The sequence below is a fragment of the Nonomuraea sp. NPDC050328 genome, from assembly GCF_044459405.1.
Classification (GTDB): Bacteria; Actinomycetota; Actinomycetes; order Streptosporangiales; family Streptosporangiaceae; genus Nonomuraea.
This window is the reverse complement of the sequence record NZ_JBITIW010000005.1, coordinates 314,792-332,348: the sequence shown is the minus strand read 5'-3', so window position 1 is coordinate 332,348 and position 17,557 is coordinate 314,792. Positions and strand designations below refer to the sequence as shown.

Sequence of the window (17,557 nt, the reverse complement as noted above, 5' to 3'; positions counted from 1 at the left end):
GAAGACCCTGCCGATCAGCGGGGGAGCTTGACCGTGGGCTTCGGCGTGGACTTGCCGGTCGAGGACGGCTGCGGGGAACCGAAGTTCCAGTCGTAGGTCGGCTGCGGCTCCGGGTCCACCAGCGTGGGGTCCTTGGTCTTCTTCTTGGTCGGGGTGGGCTTGGGGGTGGTCTTCGTCGGGGTCGGGCGGGGGCGGTACGTGGGGACGACGACCACGGGCTTCTTTTTCTTCTTCTTCGTCCTGGTGGGGGACGGGGTGATCGTCATCGACGGGGTCGGCGTGGGGGTGGGCTCCGGGGTAACCTCGGGCTCCTCCTGGGGCTCCGTGGTGTTCTGGACCGCCACCAGCCTGGCCGTGGTGCTGGGGGAGCGGAACACGTACAAAGCGCCGCCGCCCGCCACCAGCGCGGTCACCACCACGCCGGCGATGATCAGGAGCAGGGGCTTCCTGGGCTTCTGCGCCCTGCGCTTGGCGGCGTTGGCCCTGGTCAGGCCCCGGTTGGGGACGGGGGGCGGGACGGGCGCGGGCGCGCTGAACGGGTCCCCGCCGCCGGGCGACCGGGAGGCCCCTTCCGGCGAGAACGGACTCGGCAACCCCGCCGAGCCCTGAGCCCCTTGCCCGGCCCCGGCCGGCCCACCCGGTCCGCCGGGCTGTCCCATTGGGCCGCTGTGCGTCGGCCCGGGTTGTCCACTCGGCCAGCCCTCTGCCTGCCCCGGCCCTCCCGGCCCTTGGCCGGGCGCACCGGGACCTTGGGCGGGCGCGCCCGGGCCCTGGAACGGGCCGGGCTGTGCGGGGCCGCCTGTGGGGTGCGCGCCGGACAGGTGTGCCGGGCCCGCGGCGTACGGGCCTGAGGGGTGGAGCGGGGCGGCCGGGTGCGCGCCCGAAGGCAGGCCCGGCTGGTACGGCGAGCCCGGCTGGTACGGCAGGCCGGCGGGACCCTGGGGTAGGCCCGGCTCCTGGGACGTTCCACCGGATCCCTGGGGTGCCTGGGGCCCTGCGGCGGGTCCGTGGAAGCCGCCGCCGGGTCCCTGCGGCCCACCCTGGAAGCCGCCGCCCGGACCCTGGGGTCCACTGGCCGGTCCCTGAAGGCCGCCGCCAGGTCCCTGGGGCCCGCTGAGGTGTTGGGCGCCGGGGAAGGGCGCGGGCCTAGGGAAGGGAGCGGGGGCGGAGCCGGGGGCGAGGAAGGGGGAGGGGTCCGGGGAAGGCGGTGGCGTGGGGGCGGGTTCGATGGCGGAGACCGGGACCGGCTGCCCGGTCAGGCGGACGACGAGGTCCTGGGCGGTGGGCCGGAGCGAGGGGTCCTTGGACAGACACGCCGACACCACATCACGCAAGGGCCCGTCGAGCCCGTCGAGCTGAGGTTCCTGGTGCAGGATGCGGTTCATGACCGCCGGGATGGTGTCCGAGCCGAAGGCGGGCCGCCCGGTGGCGGCGAAGGCGATGGTGACACCCCAGGCGAACACGTCCGCCGCCTCGGTGAGCGGAGCCCCGGTGAGCTGCTCGGGCGCGAGATAGGCGGGCGTCCCCATGGCCAGCCCGGTGGCGGTGCCGCCGGGCGTGTCCAACGTCCGGGCCACGCCGAAGTCGATGACGACCGGCCCCTCGGGCCCCATGAGCACGTTGGCCGGCTTGAGGTCGCGGTGCAGGATCCCGGCCCGGTGGATGGCAGCGAGCGCGGTGGCGGTGCTGATCGCGATCCGCTCCAGGGAGGCCCCCCGGCGCGGCCCTTCGTTCTGCACGAGCTCGCGCAGCGACGGGCCGGGCACGTACTCGCTGACGATGTACGGCCGGCTCCCGTCCAGGTCGGCGTGCAACACCGGCGCGGTGGAGAAACGGGCGACCCGCTGGGCGACGGCGACCTCGCGCAGGAAGCGGTTACGGGCGTCCGGGTCGGCGATCAGCGCCTGGTGCAGGAGCTTGACCGCGACCTGCTCCCCCGAGACGCCCCGCGCGAGGTAGACCACCCCCTGGCCACCCTCGCCCAGCCGGGCGACCACGTCGTAGCGGCCCAGCCGCCGAGGGTCGTCGGCCGTCAACGGTTGGAACTGTGTCACCCCGCACCCCCTGCGCAACCCCATACCAATGGGACAAAACGCTACCAGTGTGCCGCCAGGGATGGCGCAGCATCCGGTGCATCAGGCGCCGCAGTGACTCCAGCCGCTCTTCCACGAGCTGGTTCCCCAGGTTCCGCCCCAGATCACGCACTTGCGCTTGGCGGCCAGCCGTACCGGTCCGGCATGGACGGTGTAGGAGCCCGGGTTGGACCGCCCGGCCCCGTCCTGGATCTGCAGGAAGGCGTTGGCCGGGACCTTCTCCGGGTGGACGTGGTTGGCGATGGTCACCACGCAGTTGACGCCGGTGCCGGAGTTGTAGGTCAGGTAGACGACGGCGACCGTACCCAGGGCGTGCTGGTCGATGACCCGGTGGCCGGTGCCGCACAGGGCCAGCGGGCGGTGCGGGTTCGGCTTGAGGGTGGGCGTCGGGGTGGGGGTGGGGGTCGGCGTCTTGGACGGCTTCGGTGTGGGGGTGGGCGTGGGCGTCTTGGACGGCTTCGGGGTCGGCTTCGTGGAGGGCTTGGTGGTCGGGCGGGGCGGGATGATCTTGATGGTCTTGGTGGGGGTGGGGGTGGGGGAGGGCTTGGGCTTGCGGGTCTTCGACTTCGACGGGGAGGGAATGGGCTCGGCCGACGCGGTGGCCTGGACGGTGGGCTCCGGGTCGAGGGTCGGTTCCGTGGTGCTGCCCGCTGCGCTGAGCTGGGTGCGGGAGGGGCGGCCGGTGGTCAGGTAGACGGTGAGCCCGGCGCCCACCAGGACCAGGACGGCCAGGGCCGACACCCACACCGCCATCGGCGTGCGGCGCTTGCGGGCCCGGGTGGCGGTCCGTGCCCGGGTCAGGCCCTGGGGCACCGGCGGGGGCACCGGGGCGGCGTTCATCCCCTCGCGGGCGCCTGTTGGCGGCTGCCCGGAGAAAACCGGCCCCGGCATCCCCCCGGAACCCGGCATCCCTTGGCCGCCGGAGACCGGCCCTGAGGGCGGCATCCCCGGCGCGCTGGAAACCAGCCCCGCGAGAGCCGAGCCCTGGCCGCCGGAAGCAGGTCCCGAGGGCGGCGTTCCCTGGCCGCCGGAGACGGGCATCCCAGGTCCCGTGGAGAGCGGAGAGCCGGGGGTAACGGGGGCGCCGGAAAGCGGGGGGACGGTGGCGGTGGAACTGGGGGAGGGGAAGTCTGGACTGCCGACCGGGGAGGTGCCGAAGGGGGTGTCGCGGCCGGTGAGGCGGGCGACGAGCTCCTCGGCCGACGGCCGCTGGGAGGCGTCCTTGGCCAGGCACAACGACACCAGGTCGAGCATCGCCCCCTCAAGCCCGTCGAGCTGCGGCTCCTGGTGCAGGATCCGGTTCATGACCGCCGGAATGGTGTCCGACCCGAAGGCCGCCCGCCCGGTGGCGGCGAAGGCGATGGTCGCCCCCCAGGCGAAGACGTCGGTCGCGGCGGTGGCCGGCTCCCCGGCGAGCTGCTCGGGCGCGAGGTAGGCGGGCGTCCCCATGGCCAGTCCCGTGGCGGTCGTCCCCGGCGCGTCGAGCGCGCGCGCGACGCCGAAGTCGATCACGACCGGCCCCTCGGGCCCCATGAGCACGTTGGCCGGCTTGAGGTCCCGGTGCAGGATCCCGGCCCGGTGGATGGCGGCCAGCGCGGTGGCGGTGCTGATCGCGATCCGCTCCAGCGCCGCCCCCCGCCGCGGCCCCTCGCTGAGGACGAGCTCACGCAGCGACGGCCCCGGCACGTACTCGCTGACGATGTACGGCCGGCTCCCGTCCAGGTCGGCGTGCAACACCGGCGCGGTGGAGAAGCGGGCGACCCGCTGCGCCACCGCGACCTCGCGGAAGAAGCGCTGCCGGGCCTGGTCGTCGGCGACCAGCCCAGGGTGCAGCACCTTGATCGCGACCTGTTCCCCGGACGCCCCGCGCCCCAGGTAGACGACCCCCTGGCCGCCCTGCCCGAGTCGCGCCACCACGTCGAAGGCGCCCAGCCGCCGCGGATCGTCGCCGGCGAGCGGCTGGTACTCGTTCACCCCGAACTCCCCACAACCATCCAATAATGGGGCAGAACGCTACCAGTCAGATCGCCTTCCCAGGATTGAGAATCCCCAGCGGATCGAAGACCGCCTTGATCCCCTGCTGCACCTCGCTCACCACCGGCCCCGCCTCAAGGTCCAGCCAGCGCCGCTTGAGCACGCCCACGCCGTGCTCGCCGGTGAGGGTCCCGCCCAGCTCCAGGGCTCTGGTGAACACCTCGTCGGCCGCCGCCCACACCGGCGCGGGCGGCTCCGCCGTACCGTGGTCGAAGATGAAGACCGGGTGCAGGTTGCCGTCACCGGCGTGCGCCACGGTGCAGATCAGCACATCGTGCCGCGCGGCAGCGGCCTCGATCGCGGAGATCATCTCGGGCAGGGCCGAGCGCGGCACGCAGACGTCCTCGACCAGGCAGGCGCCCAGGCGCTCCTTGGCCTGGTAGGCCATCCGGCGCACGGCGATGAGCTCGTCGGCCTCGGCCGGCGTGGTCGAGACGGCGACGAAGGACGCGCCGTTGGCCTCGCAGATCTCCTGCATGCGCACCGCGACCGCCTGCCCGTCGGCCGCGTCGGACTGGCCGATCAGCATGGCCTGGCTGGTGTCCTCCAGGCCGATGTTGCGCCAGTCGTCGATCGCCTTGAGCGTGGCGCGGTCGAGCAGTTCCATGAGGGACGGCTGGCAGCCCGCCGCGATGATCGCCGACACCGCCGCGGCGGCGTCGCGCGCCGAGCCGAACTCGGCGGCGAAGGTCGCGGGCGGGACGAGGGGCGCGCGGCGCAGCCGTACCGTCGCCGAGGTGATCACCCCGAGCGTGCCTTCCGAGCCGACGAACAGGCCGGTCAGGTCGTAGCCGGTGACGCCCTTGACGGTGCGGCGGCCGGTGTTCATGACGCGCCCGTCGGCCAGCACGACCTCCAGGCCGAGCGCCGAGTCGCGGGTCACGCCGTACTTCACGCAGCGCAGCCCGCCGGCGTTGGTCGCCAGGTTGCCGCCGATCGTGGAGATCTCGTACGACGACGGGTCGGGCGCGTACATCAGCCCGTGCCCGCGCGCCGCCCGGTCCAGGTCGGCGGTGATCACGCCGGGCTCGACCACGGCGATCTCGTCCGCGGGCGACAACTCGGTGATCGCGGTCATCCGCGCCAGCGACAACACGATCGAACCGTCCATGGCGGTCGCCCCGCCGGCCAGCCCGGTGCCCGCGCCGCGCGGCACCACCGGCACCCGGTGCTCGCTCGCCCATCGCATCGTGGTGACCACGTCCTCGCGGCTCCGGGCCAGGACGACGCCCAATGCTTTGCCCGGCTCCAGATAGGTCCGGTCGCGAGCGTAGGAGTCGATCACATCCGGGTCCGTCAGAACCCGTCCCTCTGGAAGATTCGCGGCAAGGGCGTCGATAGCGGTCACGGTGGCCACTTTACGGTTTGCGCCGACCGACTGATCCAGCCAGACTTGCCGGGATATGGATGCGACTTGTCCGGTCTGTAAGAGTGACGATCGGGTGGCCACCGTGCCCGGGGTCGTCGCCGAGGGGACCACTTACCGGATCGGGCGTGTTCGCATGCCGCGCGATCGCGAGGTGGCAGACCTCCCCGCCGTCCCCGTCACCCGGAAGCACCACATGAGCCGCACCCAGCTGGCCATCTGGCTCTCCTTCCCCAACCGCCACTACACGCCGTGGGCCCGCAACCAGGGCTGGATCATGCTCGGCGTCGCCGCGCTGGTGCACCTGGTGGTCTCGCTGGTCATCGCGATGGCCCGCGAGTCGAGCTGGCTGGAGGTGCTGCTCGCCCCGTTCTGCCTCACCGGCGTCTTCTGGGGCTTCGGCCTGCTCTACGTCATCGGCTCGTACGGCGCGCGCAAGCGGGACGTCGCCGAGGCGCCCGCCCGCGAGCGGGCGATGGAGGTGTGGGAGAACCTCCGCTACTGCTCGCGCGACAACCTCGTCTTCGAGCCCGGCGTCGGCGTCACCTTCCACCCCAGCGAGACCCGGCAGTACCTGTTCGGTTTCCGCCGCTGATCGCCTGATTTGGGTACGGGGGTGCTCAGGCGCTCCCGGCCTTTCCGCCCCACTCTCGAAGGAACGAGGAACCTTTCGAGGGAGGGAACATGGGGGGTTCGACAAGACGCCGCTGGCTGGCCCTGGCGGCCGGGGCGGGGATCCTGCTTATGGCGGCGCCCGGCGCGAACGCGAGCGCCGGAGCCGTCGCCGGTGCCGCCGCGGCCAAACCGGGCGCGGCGGTCAGCACCTTCAACGACCCGAGCTGCTGGAAGAACGTCGTCAACGACGTGAAGAGCGCCGCCTCCAAGGTGGGGCTCCAGGAGTGGTGGCGTTCCAAGTACACCTTCGCCGCCGGCAACGGCCAGGCCGAGGTGTTCGTCACCTTCCACCCCTACGGGGAGACCAGCCAGCTCGGCTTCCGCCCGACCGCCTACGGCATCTTCGCCGCCGCCGGCGACTCGGCCACCGCCCGCCACTACCGCGACCAGGTGAAGGCCAAGATCCTGGCCATCACGTACTTCGACTACTGCTGACCCGCGACCACCGGTCTCCGGTACGGCCCGCCGTACCGGAGATCCGGCGTACCGGAGATCCGGCGTACCGGAGATCCGGCGGGCCGATCAGGCGTTGGCGACGCGGACGCAGGTGACCAGGGCGCGCATGGCCAGTTCGAGCTCGTCCAGTTCGGGGAAGCTCGGGGCGATGCGGATGAAGCGGTCGTCCGGGTCGTTCAGGTAGGGGTGGGTGGAGCCGGCGGGGGTGAGGGCGACGCCGGCGGCCTTGGCGCGCGCGATGACCTCGCGGGCGTTGGGCACCTGGAGGGTGACGAAGTAGCCGCCCCTGGGCGCGGTCCAGGTGGCCAGGTCGCCGAGTTCCTCGGTGAGGATGCGGTCGACGAGCTCGAACTTGGGCCGCAGGAGCTCGGCGTGCTTGCGCATGTGCGCGGCCAGGCCCTCGGGGTCGCGCAGGAACTCGACGTGCCGGAGCTGGTTGAGCTTGTCCGGGCCGATCGACTGCTTGACGGTGTGCGACAGGAACCACTCGACGTTGGCCGGGGAGCCGCCGAAGAAGGAGATGCCGCTGCCGGCCAGGGTGATCTTCGAGGTGGAGCCGAAGACGAAGGCCCGGTCGGGGTTGCCGTGCTCGGCGCAGAGGGCGAGCAGGTCGGCGAGCTGGTCGTGCTCGTCGCCGAGGTGGTGGACGGCGTAGGCGTTGTCCCACATGATGCGGAAGTCGGGCGCGGCGGGCATGCTCGCCAGGCGGCGGACGACCTCGTCGCTGTAGGTGAGGCCCGACGGGTTGCTGTACTTGGGCACGCACCAGATGCCCTTGACGCTCGCGTCCTCGGCGACCAGGCGCTCGACGACGTCCATGTCGGGGCCGTCGGCGGTCATCGGGACCGGGATCATCTTGATGCCGTAGCGCTCGCAGATGCCGAAGTGCCGGTCGTAGCCGGGCACCGGGGCCAGGAAGGTGATCTCCTGGTCGGCCCAGCGGCGCTCGGCCCCGGGGACCCGGCCGAGCAGGGCGAAGACGATGGTGTCGTGCATGACCGCGAGGCTGGAGTTGCCGCCCACGACGAGCTGGCCGGCCGGGACCTGCAGCGCGCCGGCGAACAGCTCGCGCGTCTCGGTCAGGCCCTGCAGGTTGCCGTAGTTCCGCGCGTCGGTGCCGTCGGCGGCCTTGACGGCGGCCGGCAGGCCGATCATGGCGTTGGACAGGTCGAGCTGGCGGGCGGAGGGCTTGCCGCGGGTCAGGTCGAGCTTCAGCCGACGCTGGACCAGGGCCTCGTAGTCGCTTTGGGCGGTCATGGCAGCCAGGATAGGAGATGCGCGGCGGCGGCCCCGCCCGTTTCCGCAGTGTGGACACCCTCCGGCGATGCGCCGGGCCGGGCGGTTCTGGCTAGGCTGCCCGGCATGGCGGCTTTCGATCTTCCCTCCGACCTGGCGGTGCGGACCCATCGCGAGGTGGCGGCCCATCTCGTGCTGCGCGGCTGGATCCCCGGCGGCGTCGGCGACTGGGCGCTCGCGTTGCGCTCGCCCGACGGGACGAGCGTGGCCCGGGTCTGCCCGTTCGACCCGGCCTACGCGGCTTTCGTAGAATTGTGCCGCCGCTGCCCGGACAGCCCGTACCTGCCGCGGGTCCTGCTCCACGCCGACCTCGACGGCGGCGCCACCCTCACCGTCCTGGAGTTCCTGGCCCCGCTCGACCCCGCGCAGGCCGCCGACGTGGCCCGCCGCTGGGCCGACGGCGACCCCGCCTTCCAGGACGTACGGCAGGCGGCCCTCGCGGTGGACGCCGAGTGGCGGGCGAGCACGCCGTGGTGGGACGGCATCGACCTGAACGCCGGGAACGTCCGCCGGGGCCTGGACGGCCGGACCGTCCTCATCGACGTGTTCTGCATGGACGGCGAGTCCCTGTACGGCCAGGTCATGAAGGACGCCTCGGTGGTGCGCGAGCGGCTGCCGCGCTCCCGGCACCTGCTGGAGATCCCCTACATCGCCCGCGAGAGCGCCCCCGAGGAGATCCGGGCCCTGCGCGAGGCCTGGGAGGCGGGCCGCCCCTGACGAGAGGTTAGTTCCATGAAGCGTTTCATCCTCACCGGCACGCCCGGCTCCGGCAAGACCACGCTGCTGCGGCGGCTGGCCGGGCTCGGCTACGCCACCACCGAGGAGGCCGCCACCGCGGTGATCGCGGAGGCCCAGGCCGCCGGGGAGCCCGAGCCGTGGACGGATCCGTCCTTCCTCGACCGGATCGTCGCCGTCCAGGCCCGGCCGCAGCCGCCCGCGCCGGTGCGCTTCTTCGACCGCTCGCCGGTGTGCACGCACGCCCTGGCCGTTTACCTCGGCCACCCGCTCACCCCGGCCCTGCTCGCCGAGCTCGACCGGATCACCCGGGACGAGGTCTACGACCGCCGCGTCCTGTTCGTCCGCAACCTCGGCTTCTGCGAGCCCACCGAGGCCCGCCGCATCACCTTCGAGGAGTCGCTGCGCTTCGAGGAGCTGCACGAGCGGTCCTACCGCGCCTTCGGCTTCCAGCTCGTCGACGTCCCCGCCGCCCCGGTCGAGGAGCGGCTGGCCCTGATCCGCGCCGCGGTGCTCTGAAGATCGGCGATCTCCAGCGGCGGCCGGCTCGGTAGGCTCGCCGCATGGAGTTCCGAGCCGGGCAGACCGTCCTCCGCCGTTGCCTCTACCGGAGCGGGCGCTTCGCCGCCGTGGACACCGCGCGGGTCGTGGCCGACGGTCCCGCCGGCGTGCTGACCTGGACGGGCCCCGGCTCCCAGGTGGTACGGCGAAGCACCCTGGACGGCGAGCCGGTGCGCAAGATGCCCCTCGCCGAGCGCGAGGCGATCCCGACGATGCTCACCCCCACGGTGTGGCGCGAAACGTCCGTGCTGATCCTCACCCCGCCGAAGGCCGCGCACTCGGTGTGGTGGTTCTTCGACGCCGAAGGCCGCTTCCAGGGCTGGTACGTCAACCTCGAACAGCCGTCGCGCCGGTGGCCGGACGGCCTGGACACCGCCGACCACGCGCTGGACATCTGGGTGGAGCCGGACCGCACCTGGGAGTGGAAGGACGAGGACGAGTTCGCCGAACGCACCGGCCACCCCGAGTACTGGACCGCCGAGCAGGCCGCCGAGATCAAGGCCGAGGCGCTCCGGATCGTCCCGCTGATCGAGGCGGGCGCCTTCCCCTTCGACGGCACCCACACCGGCTTCGAGCCCGGCCCGGCGTGGGAACCCACGAGGCTGCCCCCGCACTGGGACCTGCCGGGCCGGCCCTGACAGCGCGGCGCTAGCGGCAGCGGTCGCGGACCTCGGGCAGCGCCTCGAACCCGGCCGCCCGGTAGGTGGCGACCGCCGCGACGTTGGCGCTGGGCGTGCAGACGAGCGCGCTCGACGAGCCCAGCTCGCGCAACGCGGCCGCCGCGGCGACGCTGATCGCCGTGCCGTACCCGTGGCCGCGGTGGTCCGGGTGCACGCCCAGCGGCTCCAGCAGGCCGGGCCGGCCGGGACCGGCCGACCACACGGTGGCCGCGGCCACGGCCTCGCCCCGCCCGTCGTGCGCGACCAGGCAGCGGGCCTCGCCGTACAGCGGACCGGCGGCCATCACGTGCCAGAGCTCGTCGGTGAAGATCGCGCTGCCGAAGGCGGCCCGGTGCACGGCGGTGCGGACGGAGACCCGCCCGGGGCCGGTCACCTCGATCCGCACGCCCGGGTCCTTGACCGGTTCGGCGAGGTCGCGGCGCAGCGGCGTCCAGGGCTCGCCGGTGCTCCAGCCGGCCTCGGCCAGCCGGTCCTGGAGCAGCGCGGTGGCCGGGGCATCGACGGCGGCCTCGCCGGCCGGCAGCACGCCGCGCCCGGGATCGGTCAGGTCGGCGACCAGGCGGCGGGCCAGCTCCTCGTCCTGGAAGGCGTCGGGGGCGAGCGTCATGCGCAGCAGGCGGGGAGCGTCCAGCAGGCCCAGGGCGACGATCCGGCCGTCGCGCCGCCAGGTGCGGAGCGCCGCGGCCGTCGCCTCGGCGCCGAACCGCCAGAACCAGCCGAGGTCGCCCGGGTGGAGCTGCATCGGCCCCCGGGTGGCCTGCCAGTCCCGCAGGGCGCCGGTGACCTCGTCCAGCCGCTCGGCGCCCGGCTGGTCCAACACGATCGTCATGACCTGATCGCACACCACCGGACCGGCGCGGCGCACCTGGTTTTCCGGTGGCGTCCGGGTCAGACCAGGCCCAGGGCGAGCATCGCGTCGGCGACCCGGCGGAAGCCGTCGATGTTCGCGCCCGCCACGTAGTTGCCCGGCATGCCGTACTCGTCGGCGGTGTGCAGGCACCTGGCGTGGATGTCGGTCATGATCTCCCGCAGCCGCTGCTCGGAGAACTCGAAGGTCCACGAGTCGCGGCTGGCGTTCTGCTGCATCTCCAGGGCGCTGGTCGCCACGCCGCCGGCGTTGGCCGCCTTGCCGGGGCCGAAGGCGACGCCGGCCTCCAGGAACACCTCGATGCCCTCCGGCGTGGTCGGCATGTTGGCGCCCTCGCCGACCGCGAGGCAGCCGTTGTCCACCAGGAAGCGCGCGTCGCGCCCGGTGATCTCGTTCTGGGTGGCCGACGGCATCGCCACCTCGCACGGCACCTCCCACACGCTGCGGCCGGGCACGAAGGCGACGTGCTCGCCGCGGCGCTCGGCGTAGGTCTGGAGCCGGCCGCGCTCGACCTGCTTGATCTGCTTGAGCAGGTCGAGGTCGAGGCCCTTGTCGTCCACGACGTAGCCGGAGGAGTCGGAGCAGGCCACGACCACGCCGCCGAGCTGCTGGACCTTCTCGACGGTGTAGATCGCGACGTTGCCCGAGCCGGACACCACGACGCGCTTGCCGTCGAAGGAGGTGCCGCGGGCCTTCAGCATCTCCTCCACGAAGAACGTGCACCCGTAGCCGGTCGCCTCGGTGCGGACCTGGGCGCCGCCGTACGCGAGCCCCTTGCCGGTGATGACGCCCGACTCGTAGCGGTTGGTGATGCGCTTGTACTGGCCGAACAGGTAGCCGATCTCCCGCCCGCCCACGCCGATGTCACCGGCGGGCACGTCGGTGTACTCGCCGATGTGCCGGTAGAGCTCGGTCATGAAGCTCTGGCAGAAGGCCATCACCTCGCGGTCGGAGCGGCCCTTCGGGTCGAAGTCGGAGCCGCCCTTGCCGCCGCCGATGGGCAGCCCGGTCAGGCCGTTCTTGAAGATCTGCTCGAACCCCAGGAACTTGACGATCCCGAGGTAGACCGAGGGGTGGAAGCGCAGCCCGCCCTTGTAGGGGCCGAGCGCGCTGTTGAACTCGACCCGGAAGCCGCGGTTGATCTGCACCTCGCCGCGGTCGTCCAGCCACGGCACCCGGAAGATGATCTGGCGCTCGGGCTCGCAGATCCGCTCGATGATCTTCGATTCGGCGTACTCGGGGTGCTTGGCCAGAACCGGGCCGATGCTCACCAGCACCTCGCGCACGGCCTGGTGGAACTCGTCCTCCCCGGGATTGCGGCGAAGGACGTTGTCGTAGATCGACGACAGCTTCTCGTGCAGCACATGAGCTCCAAGGTCACGGGTTCCGGGCACGCTCACTTTAGGGGCCGCCCGCCGGTGAGCTCGCTACGGCTCCCCGGTTCGCCGCCCGGCCGGACCGTTCCGGTGGCGCCGTTGTCCAGAAATCACCTGCGCACGGGTTTTCACAAGCCCGCAACTGACGTGAAATGGGTAGATCGAGGCCGTACCCCACCGACGGAGGGAACAGCCGTGACAACCGTTCGCCAGACCTCGTTCGACCAGGTGAGAAGGCGACGCACGGGCACGGTGATCGTCTCGTGGCTGTCCACGACGGACCACAAGGTGATCGGCTACCTCTACCTGATCACGAGCTTCGCCTTCTTCCTGGTGGCCGGGCTGATGGCGATGGTGATCCGGTTCGAGCTGGCCCAGCCGGGGCTGCAGGCGGTCAGCAACCAGCAGTACAACGCGCTGTTCACCATGCACGGCACGATCATGCTGCTGCTGTTCGCGACGCCGCTGTTCGCCGGGTTCGCCAACGTGGTGATGCCGTTGCAGATCGGCGCCCCGGACGTGGCCTTCCCGCGGCTGAACGCGGTGGCGTACTGGCTGTTCCTGTTCGGCGGGCTGATGGTGCTGGCCGGGTTCGCCACCCCCGGCGGCGCGGCGGACTTCGGATGGTTCGCCTACACGCCGCTGTCGACCGCGATCTACAGCCCGGGCCTGGGCGGAGATCTGTGGATCATGGGCCTGGCGCTGTCCGGGCTGGGCACGATCCTGGGCGCGGTGAACTTCATCACCACGATCATCGGGATGCGCGCGCCGGGCATGACGATGTTCCGGCTGCCGCTGTTCACCTGGAACGTCCTGCTCACCAGCATGCTCGTGCTGATGGCCTTCCCGGTGCTGGCGGCGGCGCTGCTGGCGCTGGAGGCCGACCGCAAGCTCGGCACGCAGGTCTACGACGCCGCCAACGGGGGCGCGCTGCTGTGGCAGCACCTGTTCTGGTTCTTCGGCCATCCCGAGGTCTACATCATCGCGTTGCCGTTCTTCGGGATCATCACCGAGGTCATCCCGGTCTTCAGCCGCAAGCCGATCTTCGGCTACATGGGCCTGGTGGGCGCGACGATCGCGATCGCCGGCCTGTCGATGACGGTGTGGGCGCACCACATGTTCGCCACCGGCCAGGTGCTGCTGCCGTTCTTCGCCTTCATGACCTTCCTGATCGCCGTGCCGACCGGCGTGAAGTTCTTCAACTGGATCGGCACGATGTGGCGCGGCCATCTGAGCTTCGAGACGCCGATGCTGTTCTGCCTGGGCTTCCTGGTGACCTTCCTGCTGGGCGGCCTGACCGGCATCATCCTGGCCAGCCCGCCGCTGGACTTCCACCTCAGCGACACCTACTTCGTGGTCGCGCACTTCCACTACGTGGTGTTCGGGACCGTGGTGTTCGCGATGTTCGCCGGGTTCTACTTCTGGTGGCCGAAGATGACCGGCAAGATGCTCGACGACCGGCTCGGCAAGGTGCACTTCTGGACGCTCTTCCTCGGCTTCCACACCACCTTCCTGGTCCAGCACTGGCTCGGCTCGGCGGGCTTCCCGCGCCGCTACGCCGACTACAGCCCGATCGACAACTTCACCACGCTCAACCTGATCTCCTCCATCGGCGCCTTCCTGCTCGGCGCCTCGACGCTGCCCTTCCTCTACAACGTCTGGAGGACCGCCCGGCGCGCCCCCAAGGTCACCGTCGACGATCCGTGGGGGTTCGCGAACTCGCTGGAGTGGGCCACCTCGTGCCCGCCGCCCCGGCACAACTTCGTGAGCATCCCGCCGATCCGTTCCGAGCGGCCCGCCTTCGACCTGCACTACCCGCACGCGGCGACGCAGACCCGGCAGGTGGACGCGCCCGGCGACGAGACGGAAGGCCCGATCCCAGGCAAGGACTCGTGACCATGACCGGCACCCGCACCCCCTTCAGCGCGGAGACCGCCCCCTGCGGCAAGAAGTCCGGTGGTGAGCGCTTACTGGACGACGACGGGTACGGCCTGCTGATCCGCGACCAGTTCTACGAATGCGGCTGCCGCCGGATCCGGCACGAGTACCACGACGGCAGCATCCACATCGCCGCCATCCGGCACGACGGCAAGCGGGTGAAGGACCCCTCAGAAGCCGACCACGGGAGCTGACCAGATGATCGACGTGCTCATCGTCGGCGGCGGCGGGGCCGGGCTGCGTGCCGCCATCGCCGTCGCGGAGGCGGATCCGACGCTGGAGGTCGCCGTCGTCTCGAAGGTCTACCCGATGCGCAGCCACACGGTCTCGGCCGAGGGCGGCGCGGCCGGGGTGATCGGCCTGGACGACAGCCTCGACGAGCACTGCTACGACACGATCTCGGGCGGCGACTGGCTGTGCGACCAGGACGCGGTGGAGATGTTCATCGCCGAGGCGCCGCGGGAGCTCATCCAGCTCGAACACTGGGGCTGCCCGTGGAGCAGGGAGGCCGACGGCCGGGTCGCGGTGCGCCCGTTCGGCGGCATGCGGAAGCAACGCACCTGGTACGCCGCCGACAAGACCGGGTTCCACCTGTTACACACCTTGTTCCAGACAACCCTGAAATATCCCGAAATACGGCGCTATGACGAGTGGTACGTCACCCAACTGATCGTCGACGACGGCCGGGTCCACGGCGTCGTCGCCCTCGACATCCGCACCGGCCGGGTCGAGGCCATCGCCGCCCGCACCGTCATCCTCGCCACCGGCGGCTGCGGCAAGGTCTTCCCCTTCACCACCAACGCCGCGATCAAGACCGGCGACGGCATGGCCCTGGCCTACCGCGCCGGGGCGCCGCTCAAGGACATGGAGTTCGTCCAGTACCACCCCACCGGCCTGCCGTTCACCGGCATCCTGATCACCGAGGCGGCCCGCGCCGAGGGCGGCTGGCTGATCAACAAGGACGGCTACCGCTACCTCCAGGACTACGACCTGGGCACGCCCACCCCCACCCCGAACCTGCGCAGCATGGAACTCGGCCCCCGCGACCGGCTGTCCCAGGCCTTCGTGCACGAGCAGCACAAGGGACGCACCGTCGACACCCCCTACGGCCCGGTCGTCTACCTCGACCTGCGGCACCTGGGCGAAGCCAAGATCGACGCCCGCATCCCGTTCGTCCGCGAGCTGTGCCGCAGCTACCAGAACCTCGACCCCGCCACCGACCTCATCCCGGTGCGGCCCGTCGTGCACTACATGATGGGCGGCATCCACACCGACCTCGACGGGGCCACCCCGATCGCCGGGCTCTACGCCGCGGGGGAGACCGCCTGCGTCAGCATCAACGGCGCCAACCGGCTGGGCTCCAACTCCCTGCCCGAGATCCTCGTCTTCGGCCGCCGGGCCGGCACGGCCGCCGCCGCCTTCGCCAGGGAGCACCGGGGCGGCGAGGATCGGGCCGTCCGCGCCCAGGGCGCCGACGAGGAACGCCGCCTGAGCCACCTGCGCGAGACCCGCCGCTCCGGCGAGCGCATCGCCGACCTGCGCGAACGCATGCAGCACACCCTGGAGGGCGCGGCCGGCATCTACCGCACCGGCGACGTGCTCGCCAAGGCCGTCGACACCCTGGCCGACCTGCGCCAGCGCGCGGCCGAGGCCCGGCTGGACGACTCCAGCACCGCCTTCAACACCGAGCTGCTCACCTGGCTGGAGCTCGGCTGCCTGCTCGACCTCGCCGAGACCATCGTCGCCTGCGCGCTCAACCGGCGCGAGTCGCGCGGCGCCCACCAGCGCACCGACTTCCGCCACCGCGACGACGAGAACTTCCTGGCGCACTCCCTGGTGCACCGCGCCCCCGACGGCACCCCGTCGGTCGGCCTGCTCCCCGTGACGATCACCCGCTGGCCACCGGGCGAAAGGGTATACGGACGATGACCGACACCGCGGAAACGGTCGAGAAGGCGGCCCCCGGCCGGACCATCCGGCTGGAGGTCGCCCGGTACCGGCCCGGCCAGGACGCCGAGCCCGTCTTCCAGGGCTACGACGTGCCCCTGATGGACGACTGGGCGGTGCTCGACGGCCTGACCTACGTCAAGGACCGGCTCGACGGCTCGCTCAGCTTCCGCTGGTCGTGCCGGATGGGCATCTGCGGCTCGTGCGGCATGACCGTCAACGGCGAACCGCGGCTGACCTGCGGCACCTTCTTCACCGAGTTCGGGGACGGCCCGGTCCGCATCGAGCCGCTCCAGGGCTTCCCGGTCCTTCGCGACCTGGTCGTGGACATCGACGGCTTCCTGGCCAAGCTGCAGCACGTGCGGCCGTGGCTGATCCGCGAGGGCGAGGAACTGCCGCTGACCGCGGAGTACGCCCAGACGCCCGAGCAACTGGAGTCCTACAAGCAGTACTCGATGTGCATCAACTGCCTGCTGTGCTACTCCGCCTGCCCGGTCTACGTCCTCGACCCCGACTTCCTCGGCCCGGCCGCCATCGCCCTGGCCCAGCGCTACAACCTCGACCCGCGCGACCAGGGCGACCGCTTCGACCTGCTCAACCTGGACGAGGCGGTCTGGGGCTGCACCTTCGTCGGCGAGTGCACCCGGGTCTGCCCCAAGCACGTCGACCCCGCCGAGGCGATCCAGCGTTACAAGGTCACCGCGGCGATCCGCTCGATCCTGCCCTGGAGCCGGCGATGAGCTACGTGGCCAAGCGGGACGCCCTGTGGTTCCTGCGCAAGCGCGCCTACACCGTCTTCGTCGCCCGCGAGCTGACCAGCGTCTTCGTCGCCTGGGCGATCGTCTTCCTGATCCTGCTGCTGGACGCGGCGGTCAACGGCGGCGACTTCCGCGCCTTCGCCGCCCAGCCTTGGGTGATCGGGCTCAACCTGCTGACGCTCGCCGCCACGGTCTTCCACACGATCACCTTCCTCAACCTCGCGCCCAAGGCCACCGTGGTGCGGCTGGACGGCTGGCGGGTGCCTGCCTTCCTGATCCAGGGCGGCAACCACTCGTTGTGGGTGCTGGTCTCGGCGATCGTCGCCTTCTTCGTGCTGCGGGGGGCGTGATGGCGCGCAGGCGGACCGCTGAGCCGTACCTCTGGTTGCTGTTCAGCGCGGGCGGGGTGGTCGCGGCGCTGCTGCTGCCGGTGCTCGTGCTGCTGTTCGGGGTGCTGATGCCGCTCGGCGTGCTGGAGTGGCCGTCCCCGGCTCGGCTGGCCGAGCTGACCGGCCCGCTTGTGGTACGGCTCGCGCTGCTGGCGGTGGTGACGCTGTGCCTGTTCCACGCCGCGCACCGGATCCGCTTCACCAGCGAGGAGATGCTCGGCGCGGGCCGGCTCGATCCGCTGATCGCGCTGGTCTGTTACGGCGGAGCCGTCGCGGGCGGGGTGGCCGCCGGGCTGATCCTGTTCTGAATTCAAAATGTCATATTGCACTGTGACATAGGAAGCTTTAGGTTCCCTCTCAGACTCCAGTGATCGAGAGGGAAACT

At 71.7% G+C, this 17,557-nt stretch carries 17 protein-coding genes; 11 read left to right on the top strand and 6 right to left on the bottom strand.

The window, feature by feature from the left end:
- Window positions 1-14 precede the first annotated feature (14 nt).
- From ACIBG7_RS21255 to ACIBG7_RS21245, 3 genes are all read right to left on the bottom strand, one after another.
- Window positions 15-2,036, bottom strand: a complete 2,022-nt coding sequence (locus ACIBG7_RS21255; RefSeq protein WP_397337331.1) for a serine/threonine-protein kinase — start codon at window positions 2,034-2,036, stop codon at window positions 15-17.
- Between the two features lie 99 nt (window positions 2,037-2,135).
- The gene (locus tag ACIBG7_RS21250; RefSeq protein WP_397337330.1) at window positions 2,136-4,067 is read right to left on the bottom strand and encodes a serine/threonine-protein kinase; all 1,932 of its coding nucleotides are present in this window, start codon (window positions 4,065-4,067) and stop codon (window positions 2,136-2,138) included.
- A 46-nt stretch (window positions 4,068-4,113) separates the two neighbouring features.
- Window positions 4,114-5,412 (bottom strand): FAD-binding oxidoreductase, encoded by a 1,299-nt coding sequence (locus ACIBG7_RS21245; RefSeq protein ID WP_397337329.1) that lies wholly within the window; start codon window positions 5,410-5,412, stop codon window positions 4,114-4,116.
- A 277-nt stretch (window positions 5,413-5,689) separates the two neighbouring features.
- On the opposite strand from ACIBG7_RS21245, the gene ACIBG7_RS21240 reads away from it, so the two are divergent.
- Window positions 5,690-6,088, top strand: a complete 399-nt coding sequence (locus ACIBG7_RS21240; RefSeq protein WP_357920457.1) for a hypothetical protein — start codon at window positions 5,690-5,692, stop codon at window positions 6,086-6,088.
- Between the two features lie 89 nt (window positions 6,089-6,177).
- Window positions 6,178-6,603, top strand: a complete 426-nt coding sequence (locus ACIBG7_RS21235) for a hypothetical protein (protein ID WP_397337327.1) — start codon at window positions 6,178-6,180, stop codon at window positions 6,601-6,603.
- 87 nt (window positions 6,604-6,690) lie between these two features.
- Here the strand turns inward: ACIBG7_RS21235 and ACIBG7_RS21230 are convergent, their stop codons facing one another.
- Window positions 6,691-7,881 carry an aminotransferase class I/II-fold pyridoxal phosphate-dependent enzyme gene (locus ACIBG7_RS21230; protein ID WP_357920451.1) on the bottom strand — a complete coding sequence of 397 codons (1,191 nt, stop codon included), beginning with the start codon at window positions 7,879-7,881 and terminating at the stop codon, window positions 6,691-6,693.
- A gap of 105 nt (window positions 7,882-7,986) precedes the next feature.
- Between ACIBG7_RS21230 and ACIBG7_RS21225 the strand changes: the two genes are divergently transcribed.
- From ACIBG7_RS21225 to ACIBG7_RS21215, 3 genes are read left to right on the top strand one after another with little or no spacing between them, the layout of a single operon-like run.
- Window positions 7,987-8,637, top strand: coding sequence for a hypothetical protein (locus ACIBG7_RS21225; protein WP_397337325.1), 651 nt, complete (start codon window positions 7,987-7,989; stop codon window positions 8,635-8,637).
- 15 nt (window positions 8,638-8,652) lie between these two features.
- A complete protein-coding gene (locus ACIBG7_RS21220) occupies window positions 8,653-9,174 on the top strand; it encodes an AAA family ATPase (protein WP_397337324.1) in 522 nt (173 codons plus the stop codon).
- 44 nt (window positions 9,175-9,218) lie between these two features.
- A complete protein-coding gene (locus ACIBG7_RS21215; protein WP_397337323.1) occupies window positions 9,219-9,854 on the top strand; it encodes a DUF402 domain-containing protein in 636 nt (211 codons plus the stop codon).
- Between the two features lie 10 nt (window positions 9,855-9,864).
- Here ACIBG7_RS21215 and ACIBG7_RS21210 read toward each other — a convergent pair whose 3' ends face one another.
- Both ACIBG7_RS21210 and gdhA read right to left on the bottom strand, forming a co-directional pair.
- Window positions 9,865-10,725, bottom strand: coding sequence for a GNAT family N-acetyltransferase (locus tag ACIBG7_RS21210; protein WP_397337322.1), 861 nt, complete (start codon window positions 10,723-10,725; stop codon window positions 9,865-9,867).
- Window positions 10,726-10,784: 59 nt separating this feature from the next.
- Window positions 10,785-12,128 (bottom strand): NADP-specific glutamate dehydrogenase, encoded by a 1,344-nt coding sequence (gene gdhA, locus ACIBG7_RS21205; protein ID WP_357920436.1) that lies wholly within the window; start codon window positions 12,126-12,128, stop codon window positions 10,785-10,787.
- Window positions 12,129-12,335: 207 nt separating this feature from the next.
- On the opposite strand from gdhA, the gene ctaD reads away from it, so the two are divergent.
- The 6 genes from ctaD to frdD are packed head-to-tail and all read left to right on the top strand — an operon-like array spanning window position 12,336 to window position 17,480.
- The gene (ctaD, locus tag ACIBG7_RS21200) at window positions 12,336-14,036 is read left to right on the top strand and encodes a cytochrome c oxidase subunit I (RefSeq protein ID WP_357920434.1); all 1,701 of its coding nucleotides are present in this window, start codon (window positions 12,336-12,338) and stop codon (window positions 14,034-14,036) included.
- A 2-nt stretch (window positions 14,037-14,038) separates the two neighbouring features.
- Complete coding sequence (locus tag ACIBG7_RS21195) at window positions 14,039-14,272, top strand: hypothetical protein (RefSeq protein ID WP_357920431.1); 234 nt, start codon at window positions 14,039-14,041, stop codon at window positions 14,270-14,272.
- A gap of 4 nt (window positions 14,273-14,276) precedes the next feature.
- A complete protein-coding gene (gene frdA, locus ACIBG7_RS21190) occupies window positions 14,277-16,007 on the top strand; it encodes a fumarate reductase (quinol) flavoprotein subunit (protein WP_357920429.1) in 1,731 nt (576 codons plus the stop codon).
- Complete coding sequence (sdhB, locus tag ACIBG7_RS21185) at window positions 16,004-16,765, top strand: succinate dehydrogenase iron-sulfur subunit (protein WP_397337321.1); 762 nt, start codon at window positions 16,004-16,006, stop codon at window positions 16,763-16,765. Before frdA ends, sdhB begins: the two co-directional genes overlap by 4 nt.
- On the top strand, window positions 16,762-17,133 hold the full coding sequence (locus tag ACIBG7_RS21180) for a hypothetical protein (RefSeq protein WP_397337320.1): 372 nt from the start codon (window positions 16,762-16,764) through the stop codon (window positions 17,131-17,133). The genes sdhB and ACIBG7_RS21180 overlap by 4 nt, the downstream gene beginning before the upstream one ends.
- Window positions 17,133-17,480 (top strand): fumarate reductase subunit FrdD, encoded by a 348-nt coding sequence (gene frdD, locus ACIBG7_RS21175; protein WP_357920421.1) that lies wholly within the window; start codon window positions 17,133-17,135, stop codon window positions 17,478-17,480. Before ACIBG7_RS21180 ends, frdD begins: the two co-directional genes overlap by 1 nt.
- Window positions 17,481-17,557: the final 77 nt, after the last annotated feature.

Coding starts and splice junctions, on each gene's coding strand:
- ACIBG7_RS21230 (WP_357920451.1), bottom strand. CDS start 7,881: ATGACCGCCCAAAGCGACTACGAGGCCCTGGTCCAGCGTCGGCTGAAG.
- frdA (WP_357920429.1), top strand. CDS start 14,277: ATGATCGACGTGCTCATCGTCGGCGGCGGCGGGGCCGGGCTGCGTGCC.
- sdhB (WP_397337321.1), top strand. CDS start 16,004: ATGACCGACACCGCGGAAACGGTCGAGAAGGCGGCCCCCGGCCGGACC.
- ACIBG7_RS21210 (WP_397337322.1), bottom strand. CDS start 10,725: ATGACGATCGTGTTGGACCAGCCGGGCGCCGAGCGGCTGGACGAGGTC.
- ACIBG7_RS21195 (WP_357920431.1), top strand. CDS start 14,039: ATGACCGGCACCCGCACCCCCTTCAGCGCGGAGACCGCCCCCTGCGGC.
- ACIBG7_RS21235 (WP_397337327.1), top strand. CDS start 6,178: ATGGGGGGTTCGACAAGACGCCGCTGGCTGGCCCTGGCGGCCGGGGCG.
- ACIBG7_RS21240 (WP_357920457.1), top strand. CDS start 5,690: ATGAGCCGCACCCAGCTGGCCATCTGGCTCTCCTTCCCCAACCGCCAC.
- ACIBG7_RS21220 (WP_397337324.1), top strand. CDS start 8,653: ATGAAGCGTTTCATCCTCACCGGCACGCCCGGCTCCGGCAAGACCACG.
- ACIBG7_RS21225 (WP_397337325.1), top strand. CDS start 7,987: ATGGCGGCTTTCGATCTTCCCTCCGACCTGGCGGTGCGGACCCATCGC.
- ACIBG7_RS21215 (WP_397337323.1), top strand. CDS start 9,219: ATGGAGTTCCGAGCCGGGCAGACCGTCCTCCGCCGTTGCCTCTACCGG.
- frdD (WP_357920421.1), top strand. CDS start 17,133: ATGGCGCGCAGGCGGACCGCTGAGCCGTACCTCTGGTTGCTGTTCAGC.
- ACIBG7_RS21180 (WP_397337320.1), top strand. CDS start 16,762: ATGAGCTACGTGGCCAAGCGGGACGCCCTGTGGTTCCTGCGCAAGCGC.